Source organism: Paenibacillus sp. LS1 (genome assembly GCF_026013365.1).
GTDB lineage: Bacteria > Bacillota > Bacilli > Paenibacillales > Paenibacillaceae > Paenibacillus.
Genome location: NZ_JAPDOE010000001.1, coordinates 178,917 through 196,316 on the forward strand (window position 1 = coordinate 178,917; position 17,400 = coordinate 196,316).

Below are 17,400 nucleotides of genomic sequence, written 5' to 3' on the forward strand. Positions count from 1 at the left end.
ATGACCAGCAAAGTACGTGCCGTGTTTGGCATGCCAAAAAGGCTTAATCGGTCATTTACCGTCAGCCTGATGTTATTTGCATTGCTGGGCGTGTTCGGCTCCTTTATGGTGCTTCCGCTCATCTATGCTGTCAACAATGCATTCAAGCCGCTGGATGAGCTGTTTATTTTCCCACCACGCTTCTGGGTGAACAATCCGACAACGGAGAATTTTGCCGATCTGATCAACCTCATGGGCAATTCGTGGGTGCCGTTATCCCGCTATATTGCCAACACATTGCTCATTACGATACTTGGCACAGCGGGGCATATCCTGCTTGCATCTGCAGCGGCTTATCCGCTGGCGAAGTATCGTTTTCCGGGTTCCAAAGTGTTGTTCACCATTGTCATTCTGTCCCTGATGTTCTCGCCGCATGTTACGGCGATTCCGAACTACATGGTCATGTCCTGGCTTGGCTGGATTAACACTCATGCGTCCATTATTGTGCCATCACTTGCGTTCTCGCTGGGACTTTTCCTGATGAAACAGTTCATGGAGCAGATTCCCGATGCTTTGCTGGAGGCAGCCAAAATCGACGGAGCCAATGAATACCGGATATTCTGGAGCATCGTGATGCCCAATGTGAAGCCGGCATGGCTCACGCTTATGATCCTGCAGTTTCCAGCATTATGGGGAACGGATGGCGGGAGTTTCATTTACAGTGAAAATCTCAAAACGCTGCATTATGCGCTCAGTCAGATTGTGCAGGGAGGGATTGCAAGAGCCGGTGTAGGTGCGGCTGTTGCCTTGCTGCTGATGATCGTACCGATCACTCTGTTTATCATCTCTCAGAGCAGTGTTATGCAGACGATGGCCACTTCGGGCATGAAAGAATAGAAAGGAGGCAGCGAGGTGCGGAGAAGCACAGGGAAAAAACGTAAATCGATCATCATGGGCATGATCTGCCTCCTGTTGTTCGTTCAAGAGGCGCCCTATGTGAGTGCAGACGGTAAAACGGATGCGTATCATTATTCCTTCTGGGGTGACGCAGTTCCTTCACCGGCGGCATATGAGGCAACAACCATTATCACCGGCAAGAAGCTGAACACAACTCCTATGAAAGAGCCAAGTGACATGCATGTTACCGCTAATCAGCATGTCTTTGTGCTTGATTCGGGCAATGGCCGCATCATTGAGATGGATCGCAACTTCAAGCTGGTACGGACGATTGATTCGTTTGTGCAGGAAGGTAAGGAAGATCATTTTAAAAATCCACAGGGATTGTACGTCATGGAAAAAGGCCATCTGCTGGTCGCTGATTCGGATAATCAACGGGTGGTCCACCTGGATGAACAGGGGAAGCTGGTCAAGATCGTGTCTGAACCAAAATCGGATCTGTTAAAAGCAGACTTCCAGTTTAAACCGATGCGGATTGTTATGGACAAAGGAGATCGTATCTACGTCATGGCCGAAGGTGTATTTGATGGATTCATGGAGTTCAGCGCCGATGGTACATTCTCTTCCTTCATTGGAGCGAACAGAGTTCAGGTGGACCCGGTGGAGTATCTGTGGAAACGGTTTGCAACACGGGAGCAGCGCAGCCAGATGGTCATGTTCACTCCAACGGAATTTACCAATCTGGATATGGACGAAGAGGGCTTTATCTACGCCACAAGCGGGGATCGCGGCAAAGATCCGGTCAAGAAGCTGAATGCCCAGGGTACAGACATCCTGCGCAGAGAAGGCTATCAGACGCCGCAAGGTGACTTGATGTATACGCAGGAAGCCGGCGCATCTCGACTGATTGATGTGGATGTGGGGGACAGTGACATGTATTCCGTACTGGATTCCAGCAAGGGACGAATCTTCACCTACAATGGAGACGGATATCTGCTCCATATTTTTGGCGGCATCGGGAACCGCCTGGGCCAGTTTAATACACCTGTTGCCCTGGAACGTGCGGGAGACCGGATGTTAGTTCTGGATAAAGCGCTGGGTGAAATCACCGTCTTTCAAACAACTCAATACGGACGTACACTCCACGAAGCGGTGCGCAGCTACTATAACGGTGATGAAGATCAATCTTCCGTGCTGTTTGCCCAAGCTGCCGAGATGAACGCTAACTTGGAATATGCATATGCGGGAATTGGCAAAGCATTGCTTCGTCAGAAGGAATACGCCGAGTCTGCGAAATATTTCAAGCGGAGCATGGAACCCAAAGGGTATTCCAAAGCTTTTCTTTTGTACCGCAAAGAGCTGATGCGTGAGCATTTTTCATGGATGATGTCCGGACTATTCCTGGCTGTCGCTGCGATTGTCACCGTCATCATCGTTCGCAGGCAGAAAAGGAGGACTACGAATGCAGGCATCAAGTAAGCAACTATACCAGTACCCGCTGCATCTGATTTTTCATCCGTTTGACGGATACTGGGAATTGAAATATGAACGGAACCAGAGAAATTCACTGCTGATTGCTTTCATGATCCTGGTGCTTCTGGTTATCACCAAAATTTTGCATGCCCAGTACAGCGGTTTTCTCATTAACCTCAGTAATCCAAAGTACCTGAACAGTCTGCTCGAAATGGTATATGTCATTATTCCGGTGCTGTTTTGGTGTGTGGCTAACTGGTCGTTAACCACATTGATGGACGGGGAAGGAAAGTTCTCCGAAATTTTCATGTCAACGTGTTTTGCACTGGTACCATTGTTACTCATTCATTTTCCATGGATCTGGCTGAGTCTTGTGATCTCTGCGCAGGAAACTGCCTTTTATTATTTCTCCAATGCACTCGCCGTTGCATGGACGGTATATCTGTTATTTGTGGGGAATATGACGGTTCATCAGTACACACCAGCCAAAACGGTGCTCACGATGCTGCTGACACTTGTAGCGATGGCGTTTATGGCATTTCTGTGCCTGTTATTCTTTAGTCTTGTACAGCAGATTGTATCGTTTGTCGTAACCATCTATCAGGAATTAGTGCTTCGGGGCTAAGGGAGGAGGAAATTGTTATGAATTATACCGTAGCCAAAAAAATAACAGGAATGCTGCTCGCGGGCAGTCTGCTTCTTGGCGGTTGTCAATTCTCGCCAACACCGCTCGCTCACGTGACAGTGACTGCCGCTGATCTAACGGACTTTCCCTCCCTGCCTCCCGGAGAGAAACTGAAATCATCTTTCAGCGATGTCCGCCTTCCCGGCATGGTAGGCATTGCGCAGAATGCTGCGCTGCAGTTGTTCATTAACGAAGAGACTGCCGAGATTGCTGTGATTCACACGCAGAGCGGCCAGATCTGGCGCAGCAATCCTGCAGATCGTGAGCAGGATGGGGTTGCAGCCGGGATAAACAAAGACCTTTTGTCATCACAAACGAAGCTCAGCTTCTTCAACAGCCTCGGACAGAGCGGCACCGTGAATTCCTTCACGGATAGTGTTGCACACAAGCAGATAAGCTACGAGGTGCTGCCAAGCGGCGCGCGGGTCCACTACCAGTTTGGAAGCACTGAGCGATCCATAGAAGACTTGCCGATGAAGATCAGCAAGGAGCGATTTGAACAAAAGCTGCTTGCACAGCTAGACAAGGCCGGGCAACGGGCCTTGAAGGTCGGCTATGCGGAAGACAAGGATGAAGGCGCTTACGTCCGGATTGATAAGGCGATGCAAGGATTGCAATTGTCCCGGGCCTTGAAGGCTTTTGACACAGCCGGTTACACATCGGAGGATCTGGCTCAGGATCATGCCGAGTTTGGCATTGAAGAGGAACGAAGTGGACCACGGCTGTTTATGCTTACGATGGAATATGAGCTGGATGGAGAGGATCTGCTCGTACGTGTTCCGTCCTCAGGCATTCATTTTCCGGAGGAATATCCGATCAACAGCATATCTGTAATGGATTACTTCGGGGCTGGGGGTTCAGAAGAAGAGGGCTCCATACTGGTGCCGGACGGTTCGGGAGCGCTGATCCATTTTAACAATGGCAAACTGCAGTATCCTGCCTATCAACAAGATATATACGGACCGGATATGACCATGAAACTACGGGAAGCAAGTTCGAATGAAGCCAGAGCCAGGTTGCCGGTATTTGGACTGATTCGGAAAGAGGGAGCTTTCCTGGGCATTATTGAAGAAGGGGATGCCGTTGCAGTTGTGAATGCCGATATCAGCGGCAAACTGAACAGTTACAACAACGTATATCCAAGCTTCTATGTCGTGAACAAGAGCGATGTGACGCTTCAGGCAAGTGATATGGTTCGTACACTTCCGAAATTCCAGAAGAAACCGACTCTGTCCGACTTCGTCGTTCGATATGCTTTTGTGGGGTCGGATAAAGCCTCGTACTCAGGGCTTGCATCTCTCTATCGGGATTATCTGATGCAAAACGGCGGACTTCCCGAGTTGAACGCCAGCAAGGAGCAGAGTAACGTTCCCTTTTATCTGCAACTGTTCGGTGGCATGACAACAAGGCAGCATATGCTGGGCATACCGTATGATTCAACGGAGGCTTTGACCACGTTTGATGAAGCCAAAAACATTCTCTCCGCCTTGACGGAGAAGAAGGTATCCAATATTCAGGTGCGTTATGCGGGATGGCTTAACGGCGGACTTCATCATCGACTGCCGGATTCCATCCAAGTAGACAGCGCGGTAGGCGGGAAAAAGGGATTGAGGGAATTCAGCGCATACACACAAGAAGCGGGTATCGGTTTCTATCCCGATATTGCTCTGCTGAATGTGCAATCCAAAAAAGGGTTCAAACCGTCCAAAGAAGCTTCACGCACATTAACTCAGGAACCGGCGGTCATGTATCCGATGAACCAGGCCATCCAGCGGCGGGACCGGGATCGTTCACCATCCTATGTGCTTTCGCCCAACAAGCTGGAGGACGTGACGGCAGACATGTTAGATGAGCTCAGGTCCCTTCAAAAGGATGGACTGTCGCTAAGCCTGAATGACCTGGCAGGACAGTTAAACAGTGATATGAATCCGAAAAAGCTGATGGACCGAACACAAGCGCTTGGCTCCGTAAAGAAGGCACTCGAACAGATCCAGCAGCAGGTTGAATCGCTTGTTGCTGAAGGCGGGAACGCTTATGCCCTGCCATATGTAACAGGTCTGACAGATGCGCCGATGAACAGCAGTCGTTTCAAGCTGGAGGATGAAGAGATTCCGTTCTATCAGCTCGTTGTACACGGCAGCATTGGCTATACGGGGACGCCATACAATCTCTCCACATATACCAATGCAAGGCAATATGTGCTGAAGCTGATTGAATATGGAGCCAGTCCTTACTTTGCATGGTTCAATGCGCCAAACCATGTTGTGAAAGAAACGGATTATGATGATCTCTACGCGGCGAATTATGAACAATGGATCGATCTGGCTGCCGAGATCTACAACGAGGTGAACCAGGTGAACCAACCGTTTGCCGGACGTTCCATGATGTCCCATGAATCCCTGGAGGAGGGCGTCTTCCGGACAACATATGAAGGTGGCGGGTTCGTAATTGTCAATTATAACGACTTCCCTGTAGAAGTTGACAACGATACAGTGGAAGCCCAAAGCTATGTGACTGGTGGTGAGCAGCTCTGAAGACGCTCCTGAAATGGAAATGGGGAAGTCGTACGTATGCTCAGCAGAAAGCCATGTGGGGCGTAATCTATGTGCTTCCCTGGCTCATTGGTTTTGTGTTGTTTTTCTTCATTCCGCTGTTAGCCTCTCTGCGATACAGCATGAGTACAATTCAGGCTAACGCGGAAGGCATAGCGATTCAGTTCAACGGTGTTGCCAATTACATTCAGGCGCTGACCGTCAATACAAGCTTTAACCGTGCGTTAATTGAGGCGATTACAGACGTACTCATCAACGTACCGCTTATCGTTATCTTCAGTCTGTTCCTTGCCGTTATCCTGAATCAGAAGTTCAGGGGCCGGGCTGTAGCGCGGTCGATCTTTTTCCTGCCCGTTATTCTGGCATCGGGAGTGATTATGACACTGGAGAGCACCAGCCTGATTGAAGCGGTTAATCAGAGCAGCACAGGTGGAAGCTCACTCGGGACATTTGAACTCGAAAATCTGATGGTTAACGCCGGAGTGAGCGATTGGATCGTCACGTATCTGAGCAGCGCCGTAGATCGGATCTATCAGATCGTCAGTCAATCGGGTGTACAGATTTTGATCTTTTTGGCAGGCATCCAGACGATTTCCCCTCAATTGTATGAGGCTTCGAAGATGGAAGGCGCGACGGGTTATGAAGCCTTTTGGAAAATTACGTTCCCAATGGTCAGCCCGCTTATTTTTGTCAATGCGATCTATACGATCATTGATTCGTTTGCCAATAACGCCATGACGGAACTGATCCGGGATACCGGATTCGTCAAATTTGATTTTGGATTAAGTTCTGCCATGGCATGGGTCTACTTTCTCGCCATTGCCTTCATTCTGGTTATCGTAAACATCATTTTCTCGAAGCGAGTCTTCTATCAAGATTAGAAAGGAGGGTGTCCCACGTGACAACATCACGATTATTATCGCTGGAGCATTGGAAAGGCTGGCTGTGGGCCATGATCCGATTCGTTCTGATTACCGGGCTTTCCTTCGTTATCCTGTTTCCCATATTTCAGAAGGTTTCCACATCCATCAAAGCTAAAGGTGATCTGTATTCAGCAGTGGTGGTGTGGATTCCACAGAACTTCTCCATCGACAATTTCAAAGAGGCGATACGCGTAATGGATTACTGGGCAACGCTATTTAATACGTTTGCTCTGTCTGCAACGACAACATTGCTGACTACAGCATCCTGTGCACTTGCAGGATACGGATTCGCCAGACTGAAATTCAGGGGAAGCAACTGGCTGTTTGCTGGTGTAATTCTGACGATTCTTGTACCGCCAACGACCATTCTCATTCCGGTATACCTGAATCTGAAAAGCTTTGACCTGATGGGGCTTATGACGCTTATAGCCGGCAAACCTGTTAATTTGCTTAATACCTATTGGCCGTTTATTCTGACAGCGATTACGGCCAATTCACTTAAAGCCGGCTTGTACATCTTTATCTTCCGGCAATTCTTCAGAGGTATTCCGAAGGAAGTGGAGGAGGCGGCCTATGTGGACGGCGCGGGCATCGGACGAACATTTTCAAGAATCATGCTACCTAATGCCATTCCGTCCATGGTAACAGTCATGCTGTTTTCCTTCGTATGGCAGTGGAACGACAGCTTTTATACGACAACTTATCTGACTTCAAGTAAAGTCATGTCAACCCAGTTATCGTCCCTTCCGTATAATCTGGCCCAGCAGGTTACTGACGGTGCAGCTTCCCAGGCCGATCCGTTCTATCTGAGCATGATCCAGGATACAGGAATTCTTCTTGCCATTCTGCCTTTGATCGTCATCTATTTGTTTGTGCAACGATATTTCGTAGAGAGTGTAGAGCGTACGGGAATCGTCGGTTAAATTAAGTTCTTCTGTAAGTTTGGAGTGGAATCAGAGTGGAATCAGACTGGAAGAGGGAGGAGGAACTTCATGCAATATTCCATCTGTGAAAAGGGGGCATGCAACAATCTCATGAACGTCTGCTTACACCAGAACCGCGACCCTTCCCTACGCAGGATCCCCCTGCTGGTGTGGAACGGATTGCGGGAGCGGGCACCGACTGAGCGATATGTTTGATCAGAGATACTCTGACGGAGCTTACCTCACAATATGGCAAGGCAATATATCAGATCAGGAGGAATTAAAGTGAAGAAGTTCATGACATCTTGTAAACTTGTACTCGTTCTGGCTTTATTGATCACAATTGCTCCATGGGGAGGCAGTCGCGCCGAAGCATGGGTGGGCATGCCGATGGGCAAGCTTCACGTAAACGGCAAAAACCTGGTGAACAGCAACAACCAGCCTGTGCTTCTGAACGGTTGGCATCAACCTTCAGGTGCCTACTGGACATATCAGGACAGCAATTATTATCTCAACCTGCACGGCAATAACCGTCATGCAGCTACACTGGCTTATCTGAAAGACATTACCGATACTTTTGCGGACACCACCCCGAAATACGGAAGCAATCATGGCTGGAATATGAATCAGGTACGTCTGTTCATCGATCGTCAGGACATGGGAGATGTGGCTGCTGGTACATATAACTTTGCCGGTGTGCAGACCGTTACGCAAAATGTAATTATTCCGTACATTCAATATGCCAAAACAAAAGGTGTCTATGTTGTCCTGGGACTGGACTTCACATTGAAGGATGATCAGGCAACAACACCTGCCAACCTGCAAAAATTCAACGAAATCTGGGGTTATCTCGCTTCACGCCCGGAAATCAAAAGTGCAGAGAACGTTCACTTCGAACTGATCAACGAACCAGTGAAATCCTATGCCAATGGACATTGGGGTGGATACAACGGGGAAAATGACTTTGTGGATCACTGGAATGACTTGCGTAATTTCCAAAATTCCATGATTTCAACAATTCGCAGCAAAGGTGCGGACAACGTCATCTGGGCGGCAGGTCTGGGATACAACCAATTTTACAGCTTGACGGCAAGCCATCCATTGACTGATCCGCTCAATAACTATGGATATGCGGTTCACTGGTACCCTGGTTATGGCGCATATGACAACTTCTCTATCCTGCAAGACCAGTGGAATACCAACGTGAAGGCAGCCGCTGACAAGTATCCGATTAATATTACCGAGGTAACCTGGTTCAAAAACAAACCTGGCGATTCGGCCTATTGGAACTTGTTTAATGGCAGCAATGAAGGCTTTGGTAACAATACCAAAACAATTTTTAATGCATCAGGCAATGTCAGCATTGCAGCACATATGAACGGTTTTATTCTAGGTGAAGGACCACGAAGCTCCTTTGCTGATCCTACGGCAGGCCTGAAGTGGGACGGGGATGCTTCACGGAGCGCGATGGGACGGTTCCTGTTTAACTGGTACCATGAACGTGCTCAGACTTACCCGGGCAGTGGAACAGGTGGACCAACAACAGGTCTTGTATCCGGTGCTACCTATAAAATTGTAGCCCGGCATTCCAACAAGGTTATTGATGTCCCAGGTGGTCAAAACGAAAACAATCTTCAGCTCCAGCAGTGGAGTGATCTGGGCGGCAACCCTCAGAAGTGGGTACTGACCTCGATCGACAGCGGCAACTACACTTTGACAAGTGTGAACTCACCTGACAAAGTCATCGACATTCGCAACGGTACCAACACCAATGGGGAAGTGGTCCAGCTCATGAGTAATCTGAACACAACCGCTCAGCATTTCAAAGTGAATGACCTTGGAAACGGATACTGGAGTATCATCAACGTGAACAGCAATAAAGCGATTGAAGTCGCCAACGCTTCAACTTCGGATGGAGCCAAGCTGCAGCAGAACACCTATACGGGTGCAACTAACCAGCAATGGAAATTTGTTGCCGTCAGCAATTAAAAAGCATAATGTTAAACAAAAACCTCCCCAAGCCACTCTTTGTCTTGGAGAGGTTTTTTGCGTACATTTTGATGCTTTGGCATGGAGGCCGTCCCAAGGTAGATACCACTATATTTGTGCGCCAAACGCAAAAAGACAATTATTTTTATGCAAGCATTGTAGGCTGTAGTAAGTAAATGTACCATAAGGAAGAAGTTGTACCTTCACCAGGAAGAAATACCCGTTGTATCATGGAACAGCTACCTTATCACAGAGAAATGTAAGCGCTTGATTAAAACGGGAGGGTACATATGCAGCTCCTATGGTCCAAATTTTCACCCGTGTTCCGCCGTTTCCTCATATCGTATCTTGTCATTCTGATGATTCCTCAAATTGCGGGATATGCCTCTTACCGAGCTTCCATTGAAGCGGCTCGTTCCAGCTCCATTGAGAACAGTTTGAAGTCGCTGAGTCTTGGCAAAGAGATCATTGAGCGAAATCTTCTTCAAGTCGAAGCCTTCACTAGACAGCTTGCCGCCAATCCCGATTTGCAAAATTTAATTGCTGGCCCGAAGCCGGATGATCTCTACAACGTCTACGGGATGAACCGCATGCAGCGGAGCCTCTCCATGTACAGCAGTACCAATGATTACTTGTCTCATTTCTTCATTCACATTCCAAACTACAATGCCATCATTACACCAAGAACCGTGTATTATCGTCCAGAGCATTATTATGCTGCCAATCAGCTGGAGGGTATGTCGTATGAGCAATGGCATGACCAAATTCTCAAACAACCTCACTTTAACGAAATCATACCGCTTCGAAACTATAAACGTGAAATACTCGGCACTGTGCTTGAAGACGTTCCCGCCATTACGTTTCTGCAATCTCTGCCTTTGAACAGCTTCAACAAACCGCAAGCCACGATTGGTGTCATGATTGATCAGGATCAGATGGCCAGCCTTACTCAAAATATTGTGGATCAATATGGCGGCTGGACTCTCGTCACTGATGCGCAAGGACAGATCATTTTCTCCCATGGCATTGAACAAGCCGAAGCAGAGCAAATGGTACAGAGTCGCCAGAGAGAAGGTAATGATGCGGAAACGGAGCTGAACGTGCAGAATGTACAGCCTGGAAGTGATGGTCGGCTGCTGATATCGATGCAATCCAGTCAAAATGGATGGAATTACATGGCAGGGATTCCGGAGAAAGCACTCATGACAAAAGCGGACCAAATCAAACAAGTCACGCTGGTCTTTACTTTGGCAACCATTGCCTTGGGACTGTCATTCGGGCTGGTTCTGGCCTATCGGAACAGTGCACCCGTTTACAGATTGTTGGCCTCTTTTCGGGAACAAATCACCGATTCCCCAGGCAGACGGGGCAATGAATATGATTTTTTGGCAAGCCATATTAATAATCTCATTGCGAATAACGACTCACTTAAAAGCGCCATGAATGAGCAGATTCCGTTATTGAGAGACGGTTTTATCAAACGGTTGTTAACCGGAGAAGTCTATACTTCACTGGAGTTGGAGGTTATCTCATCCCAGGCGCACATTTCTCTTCATAGCAGCAAGGGCTTGGCAGGCTTAGTGAAGGTAAACGGATATGCCAATCCGGACAGTGAGGAAACTATCCATGAACTGGGTGTCGCAAGACTACTCGTCAAACAAGTACTTACAGAGTGGAACGCTCAGGTTCTAATCACGGATTGGGGAACCGATCAGATTGCTTTTGCCTGTCCATTGGATGAGAACCCACTAAATGAAGCTATTGGGAGATGTGAAAAAGAGCTGAACAGCTTGATGGAAGTGATCTACCGGGAGCATCGGATATCCACAACCATTGGCACAGGTGCAGCTTACGAGGTCTGGAATGATGCAGGACGTTCCTTTGACGAAGCCAAACAAGCTCTGGATTATGCCATTCATATGGGAACAGATCATCTGGTGAGATTTGAAGATACGATGAAGGAAAATGAAATGTTCTATTATCCGATTGAGTCTGAACAGCGGCTGCTGAACACAATCAAAGTTGGGGAGCCTGAAGAGGCGATACGCATTCTGGAGCAATTATTTCTTCGTAATACAGAGGAGCGGGAACTGTCCTACGAGATGACACAGCAGTTCATCATGGAGCTGAAGGAGACTTTTCTGAAGCTGGACGAACCAAAATTCAAGCTGGATGCCTCCCTGCTGGAGGAATATAAAACTCGGGTGACATCCATTCAGATGACAGAAACGATCACTTCGCTGCGTGAAAAATTTAAACAGTTAACAGAAGACATCTGCGGTGATTTTCAGAGAAGAAGAGCAGGAGCACATGCGGATACTGTAAACGAAATGATTTGTTTTATCCAACATAATTATGGGGATGCAAACTTGACGATTTATCGGATTGCGGAGCACATGAGCAAGTCCGAGAAGTTTATATCCCAACTGTTCAAAGAACATACAGGAGAGAATCTTTCCGATTATGTAGAACGGGTACGCATTGATGCTGCCTCGAACCTGTTGCACTCCACTGGTCAGACCATTGACGAGATCGCGGAGGCCACGGGGTATAACAGTGCACATTCATTCCGCCGAGCTTTCAAGCGGGTACGTGGTATTTCCCCGAGTGTGTTTCGGAAAATGGACGTTCCTAGCGGTTAATGTAGGCTGTTTCTCGGGAACTATATTCGCTTTTTGTACTTTGCCGGCGCAACTGTACCTTTACGCATCCCCAGCCCAATCTTATGATTACTCAAAAAGTAAGCGCTACCAAATCGAGCTGGAGTTCAGAACGATTGGGAGCCAAGAATGGGGGGATGATTCTGAGAACAACAATGACCAGTGAAACGAAGTCCATGGAGAAACCAAGTAAACCGTCTATCTTGAAGCAAGCATTAACCAGAAGCTGGAGGCGACATTGGCAGCTATATCTGCTGATTCTGCCACCGATTGCTTACTTTATTATTTTCAAGTATGTACCCATGGTGAATGCGGTCCTGGCATTTAAAGATTACAACGTCATCAAGGGGATCTGGGGCAGTCCGTGGGCCGGAACCAAGTATTTCGAATTACTTTTCAAAAATCCGGCGTTTGTCATGCTGATCAAGAACACGCTCTACATTTCGTTTTACAGCCTGATCGTTTGTTTCCCAATTCCTATATTACTGGCGCTGGCGCTGAACGAAATCAAAAACATACGATTCAAAAAAACAGTACAAATGGTGACGTATGCTCCATATTTCATCTCTACCGTTGTTATGGTCTCCATCATTATGCTCTTCCTGTCTCCTAGGCTGGGTATTGTCAACACGATTGCCGGTGCCCTTGGGTTCGAAGCGGTGAATTTTCTCGGTGAGCCCGGACTGTTTCGATCCATCTACGTATTCTCCGATGTATGGCAGGGGATGGGGTACTCCGCTGTGATATATCTGGCTGCTCTGGCAGGTGTTGATCCATCCCTATATGAAGCGGCCAAAGTGGACGGAGCCAACCGTATACAGAAAATCATTAATGTTGATCTGCCTGGACTACTTCCGGCAGCCGTCATCATTCTGATCCTGAGTGTAGGGAATATCATGGCTGTTGGGTTCGAAAAAATATATTTGCTGCAAAATCCGCTCAATCTGTCTGCTTCGGAGATCATCTCCACGTATGTCTACAAAATAGGATTGCTGAATGCGAATTACAGCTTCGCTACTGCGGTTGGCCTGTTCAACTCGGTGATTAACCTGATTCTACTATTAATCGTAAACGCGGTCGCCAAGCGACTGTCCAATACAAGCTTATGGTAACGGGAGCGAAAGGAGGAGAACCAACCCATGCCTAACACACAGACACATGCAGGTCGCTCGCGGATCAAGAGCAGCAGTACGATCCGTGAATCCTGGGGAGACCGCGTATTTATAACAGTTGTTTACTTCATGCTGACTGTGGTGCTGATTGCCGTGCTGTATCCCTTGATCTATATTGTGAGTTCTTCGCTCAGCAGCCCTGCTGCCGTCTCCTCGGGAAAAGTCTGGTTGTGGCCCATTGACCTGACGTTCGACGGTTATAAATCTGTATTACGGAATGATCAAGTACTTACCGGGTATGCCAATTCCCTTTTCTATACAGCCTGCGGCACCTTCATCAGCGTGGCACTGACCATTATGATTGCTTATCCATTATCCAAAAAAACGTTTGTTGGTCGCAGCTCGTTAATGATATTTATTACCTTCACCATGCTGTTCTCGGGCGGTTTGATCCCTACCTATCTGGTGGTTAAAACTATGGGACTGATCGATACCCGCTGGGCGCTGCTGATTCCCAATGCCGTATGGGTATGGCAAGTCATCATTACCCGTACCTTTTTTCAGAATTCGATACCGGAAGAGCTGTCCGAAGCAGCAGACATCGATGGCTGCAGTGACATCCGCTTTATCTACAGTATTATCCTGCCACTCGCCAAACCGATTATCGCCGTATTATCACTTATGTACGCTGTTGGTCAGTGGAATGCATACTTTGACGCCCTCATCTATCTAAAATCACAGTCGCTCTATCCGCTACAGCTGATATTGCGCAGTATTCTTATTCTGAACAGCAGTACAGGGAACATGGATGCATCGGAAATGATCAAACAGCAGCAAATGGCTGAACTCATGAAATACTCGTTAATTGTGATGGCCAGCTTGCCGGTTCTGATCATCTATCCTTTTGTTCAACGGTATTTCGTGCAAGGCATGTTGATTGGCTCAGTCAAAGGATAAGTTCATTTCTATCTATCTGTGAGGAGAGGATTGCATTGAAAAAAGCAGGATTCATCATTCTTGCCTATCTGCTGTTTACCTCGTTGGTACTTGCCGGATGTTCAAGTTCTGATAAGGGGAACGGGGAAGGCAGCGATCCGTCAGGCAAGACGGCCATTAATGTGTTTGCTCACCAGGGTTCGGATACCAACCTGTCCACTAACAAATTCACGAAAAAAATGGAAGAGAAGTTTGATATTCAGTTCAACTGGACTACGGTTCCATTCGACGGTGCAGCGGAGAAAAGGCAGATTTCACTGGCTTCCGGTGATTATCCGGACTTGTATCTGCTTATCCCTTGGGTAGATCGTTTCTCCCAGACAGACTTGTTGAAGTTTGGTCAACAGGGGGTTATTTTGCCGCTGAATGAGCTGATTGAGGAGCATGCTCCCAATATTAAAAAAGTGCTTGAAAGCAATGACTATTATCGGGCCATGAACACTGCTCCCGACGGAAATATCTATGGTCTGACGGGTCTGAATGAATGTTTTCACTGTTCATACCCGAACAAGATGTGGGTCAACACCAAATGGTTGGAACAACTCGGTTTGACCGAACCTTCTACGACAGAGGAGTTTAAGGAAATGCTTCGGGCATTTAAAACGAAGGACCCGAATGGGAACGGTAAAGCCGACGAAGTACCGTTAAGCGGCTCGACTGAAAATTTCGGCGTGCACATTATCCCATACTTGATGAACGGTTTTATCTACGACGACGATCGGAATTATCTCATTGTTAATCAGGGGAAAGTGGAGACCGTAGTGAACAAACCGGAGTGGAAAGAAGGGCTTGCCTATATTAAATCCCTGTACGATGAAGGGTTGATTGATCCAGGGGCATTTACCCAAAATGTCGGGGCCTTCAAAAAAATTGGCGATAACGCCGATGCACAGCTTCTCGGTGCAGGAGCAGCGATGCATCCATCGTTATTTGTAACCACAGCCGAAGGTTCACCCTACGGGAATGATTACAATCCCATCCCTCCATTGAAGGGACCCAATGCTGCTTATGCTACGTACAACTATCCGATTGATCCCGGAGCGTCCTTTGTACTGACAAACAAAGCCAGTGAGGAAACGCAGATCGCGGCCATAAAGCTGCTGGATTATTTCTACACCCAAGAAGGGACTATGGCATCTTATCTTGGAGAAGAGGGCACAAGCTGGCGCAAACCACAGGAGGGCGAAGTGGCGCTCAATGATCAGATAGAGCCGCTATATAAAGCCATTCCGCTTCCTTCTGGTGAAGAACCTCGTAATGACAGTTGGGCTGCATTGAGTCAGTACAACCATCATCGGGCATATCGGGACGCCGAAGTACAGGGAACAGACATCTATGCCAATGATGGTTATGAGCGACGGCTCTATGAGGCGACATTGTTAATGGAGGGTGAGGAACCGAAAGAGGTTTTTCCACATTGGGCATTGTGGGTAGATCCGTCCCTTGCTGATGAAGCCAGCATGATGCAGACCAATCTCAAGGATTACATCGATCAGAACGCCCTGCAATTTATTACAGGTGCCAAAAGTCTGGATAAGGATTGGGATGAATATGTGAAAGGCCTGGAGGGACTGAACATGAATCGATATCTGGAGATTATGCAGTCTTCCTATGATACTTCGTCTGTTTCCAAATAATTAAAGTATCTGAATCATATCCAGTCAGAGCGGAAAAGTTACTGCCTGTATTTGCACAAACAAACGTTACCGGTTCGCAGTCAGTACTTGCGAGCCGGTAACGTTTGTTGTTTGTATAGATTAAATCGTAATATCATTGCATCCTTCTTAAAATTCTGTGGTTGAACCTGTCCTATAAGCCCAATATTCACAGGAAAGGTTCAACGGCTCGTGCACATTCCCTTGGTTTAGTACATGCGATATTGTCCGCTTAGAGCCAGCATGCTGAAAAAATACAGGCAATTGTCGTAATAACGTCGCTCTCCCTGACGCAGAGGTGTGTTCCAGAACTTACGAACGAATGTGTCAGCATGTGGACCGTCCGCAGCAAGTGATGCCATAGCATTGGTAGCCAGCAAACCTACAGGATGCAGTGAAGGTTCGTCGAAAGGTTCACCTTCTATTGTATAACGACGATAATCGGACATTTCAATATCACTGAAGAAGGATTGAATCCGGTTGGATTGATCGATCTGCCATTGATCCTTGCGGAACCACTCCCAGTCCAGCGCAATATTGGCAGCAGTACGATATGCATCACTGTAAAAATGCCTGAAATCTCCATGTGGCTGTATTGGAGCCGGAGAGCCGTCATAGTTCGCGTATTCAGGTGAAAGTCCGGTTACGGGATGGCAAGCTGTATGCAGATAAGCCCGACTTACTGCCGCCGCTTCATTCCAAAAAGCCTGATCAGCTTCATCCGCATATATAGCGAACAGTTCATAAAAATGAGGCAGATGGTAGGAGGGATCGCTAAACGGTGTCTCGGGTATGAATTTGATCAGTTTCGTTTCCGGGTCCCACATCGGGTCACCTTCGCCGTCTTCGCCCTGATGTATACAGGCACGAAGGATCTTGCGTGCTTGTTCCTTGTAATCATAAGGTTCAGCGCCATCGCCCCAGCGGTTGGAGGCAAAAAAAAGCGCCATGGCAAAGAACTCTTCACCGTCCGGCGCCGGTCCTTGCGACAAGCGTGTTCCGTCAGGCTTGCAATGCCAAGCGAAGTAATCTTTGTATCGACCCTCGGTATGCTGCATAAACGTGTGGGAGAAATTCCAGAGTCGGTCAAATTCTTCTTTTTTGTCCATTTGCACAGCCATCATCATGCCATAAGACATACCTTCAGAGCGAACATCGAAATTACCGGTATCCAGCAAATAGCCTTTGTCCTCACCCATGGGATAGTATATTCGAGTATTCTCATCGCCATAAAACAACTCTTTCCATGTGTCTTCCAATCTGGTGGTAATTTCATTCTCATCATAGCCTAATTCGAGAAACAGATTCGTATATGTACGCGTATGCAATGCATCCTGTCCCGTGATATTCATGGGTACTCTCCTTCGTCATGTGGTTTTTCAAAATTATAACATGGAAATAGTATACAAATTAAAGCGTTTACATGAAAAATTATAGGTGTTCGAATCTACGTGTTATTCTAGCCAACTTGAAATGATATAGTGGTTAAAATCCTATAGTTTGCCAGGTTGTTGTAAAATTATGTAAGCGCTACACTTTGGGAGAAGGGATCACAT

12 protein-coding genes are annotated in these 17,400 nt (G+C 47.4%); 11 read left to right on the top strand and 1 reads right to left on the bottom strand.

The features are described from left to right. The 11 genes from OM416_RS00820 (at window position 1) to OM416_RS00870 (ending at window position 15,826) form a co-directional block, all read left to right on the top strand. The gene (locus OM416_RS00820; RefSeq protein WP_026081082.1) at window positions 1-876 is read left to right on the top strand and encodes a carbohydrate ABC transporter permease; all 876 of its coding nucleotides are present in this window, start codon (window positions 1-3) and stop codon (window positions 874-876) included. A gap of 15 nt (window positions 877-891) precedes the next feature. Beyond that, window positions 892-2,355 carry a hypothetical protein gene (locus tag OM416_RS00825; protein WP_264926187.1) on the top strand — a complete coding sequence of 488 codons (1,464 nt, stop codon included), beginning with the start codon at window positions 892-894 and terminating at the stop codon, window positions 2,353-2,355. After that, window positions 2,339-2,974 (top strand): YIP1 family protein, encoded by a 636-nt coding sequence (locus tag OM416_RS00830; protein ID WP_124114702.1) that lies wholly within the window; start codon window positions 2,339-2,341, stop codon window positions 2,972-2,974. The genes OM416_RS00825 and OM416_RS00830 overlap by 17 nt, the downstream gene beginning before the upstream one ends. 17 nt (window positions 2,975-2,991) lie before the next feature. After that, window positions 2,992-5,568 carry a DUF5696 domain-containing protein gene (locus OM416_RS00835; protein WP_264926188.1) on the top strand — a complete coding sequence of 859 codons (2,577 nt, stop codon included), beginning with the start codon at window positions 2,992-2,994 and terminating at the stop codon, window positions 5,566-5,568. A gap of 53 nt (window positions 5,569-5,621) precedes the next feature. Continuing rightward, window positions 5,622-6,467 carry a carbohydrate ABC transporter permease gene (locus tag OM416_RS00840; protein WP_264926189.1) on the top strand — a complete coding sequence of 282 codons (846 nt, stop codon included), beginning with the start codon at window positions 5,622-5,624 and terminating at the stop codon, window positions 6,465-6,467. A gap of 17 nt (window positions 6,468-6,484) precedes the next feature. Then, window positions 6,485-7,432 (top strand): carbohydrate ABC transporter permease, encoded by a 948-nt coding sequence (locus tag OM416_RS00845; protein WP_105598719.1) that lies wholly within the window; start codon window positions 6,485-6,487, stop codon window positions 7,430-7,432. Window positions 7,433-7,717: 285 nt separating this feature from the next. After that, the gene (locus tag OM416_RS00850) at window positions 7,718-9,421 is read left to right on the top strand and encodes an RICIN domain-containing protein (RefSeq protein WP_264926190.1); all 1,704 of its coding nucleotides are present in this window, start codon (window positions 7,718-7,720) and stop codon (window positions 9,419-9,421) included. A 290-nt stretch (window positions 9,422-9,711) separates the two neighbouring features. Further along, complete coding sequence (locus tag OM416_RS00855; protein ID WP_264926191.1) at window positions 9,712-12,063, top strand: helix-turn-helix domain-containing protein; 2,352 nt, start codon at window positions 9,712-9,714, stop codon at window positions 12,061-12,063. A gap of 275 nt (window positions 12,064-12,338) precedes the next feature. Beyond that, window positions 12,339-13,193: an ABC transporter permease gene (locus OM416_RS00860; protein ID WP_319951898.1), complete on the top strand. Its 855-nt coding sequence runs from the start codon at window positions 12,339-12,341 to the stop codon at window positions 13,191-13,193. 27 nt (window positions 13,194-13,220) lie between these two features. Further along, a complete protein-coding gene (locus OM416_RS00865) occupies window positions 13,221-14,150 on the top strand; it encodes a carbohydrate ABC transporter permease (RefSeq protein ID WP_264926192.1) in 930 nt (309 codons plus the stop codon). A 35-nt stretch (window positions 14,151-14,185) separates the two neighbouring features. After that, entirely contained in the window at window positions 14,186-15,826 is a 1,641-nt protein-coding gene (locus OM416_RS00870; protein ID WP_264926193.1) for an ABC transporter substrate-binding protein, read from the top strand. Between the two features lie 227 nt (window positions 15,827-16,053). Here the strand turns inward: OM416_RS00870 and OM416_RS00875 are convergent, their stop codons facing one another. Further along, the gene (locus OM416_RS00875) at window positions 16,054-17,196 is read right to left on the bottom strand and encodes a glycosyl hydrolase family 8 (RefSeq protein ID WP_264926194.1); all 1,143 of its coding nucleotides are present in this window, start codon (window positions 17,194-17,196) and stop codon (window positions 16,054-16,056) included. Between the last annotated feature and the right edge of the window lie 204 nt (window positions 17,197-17,400).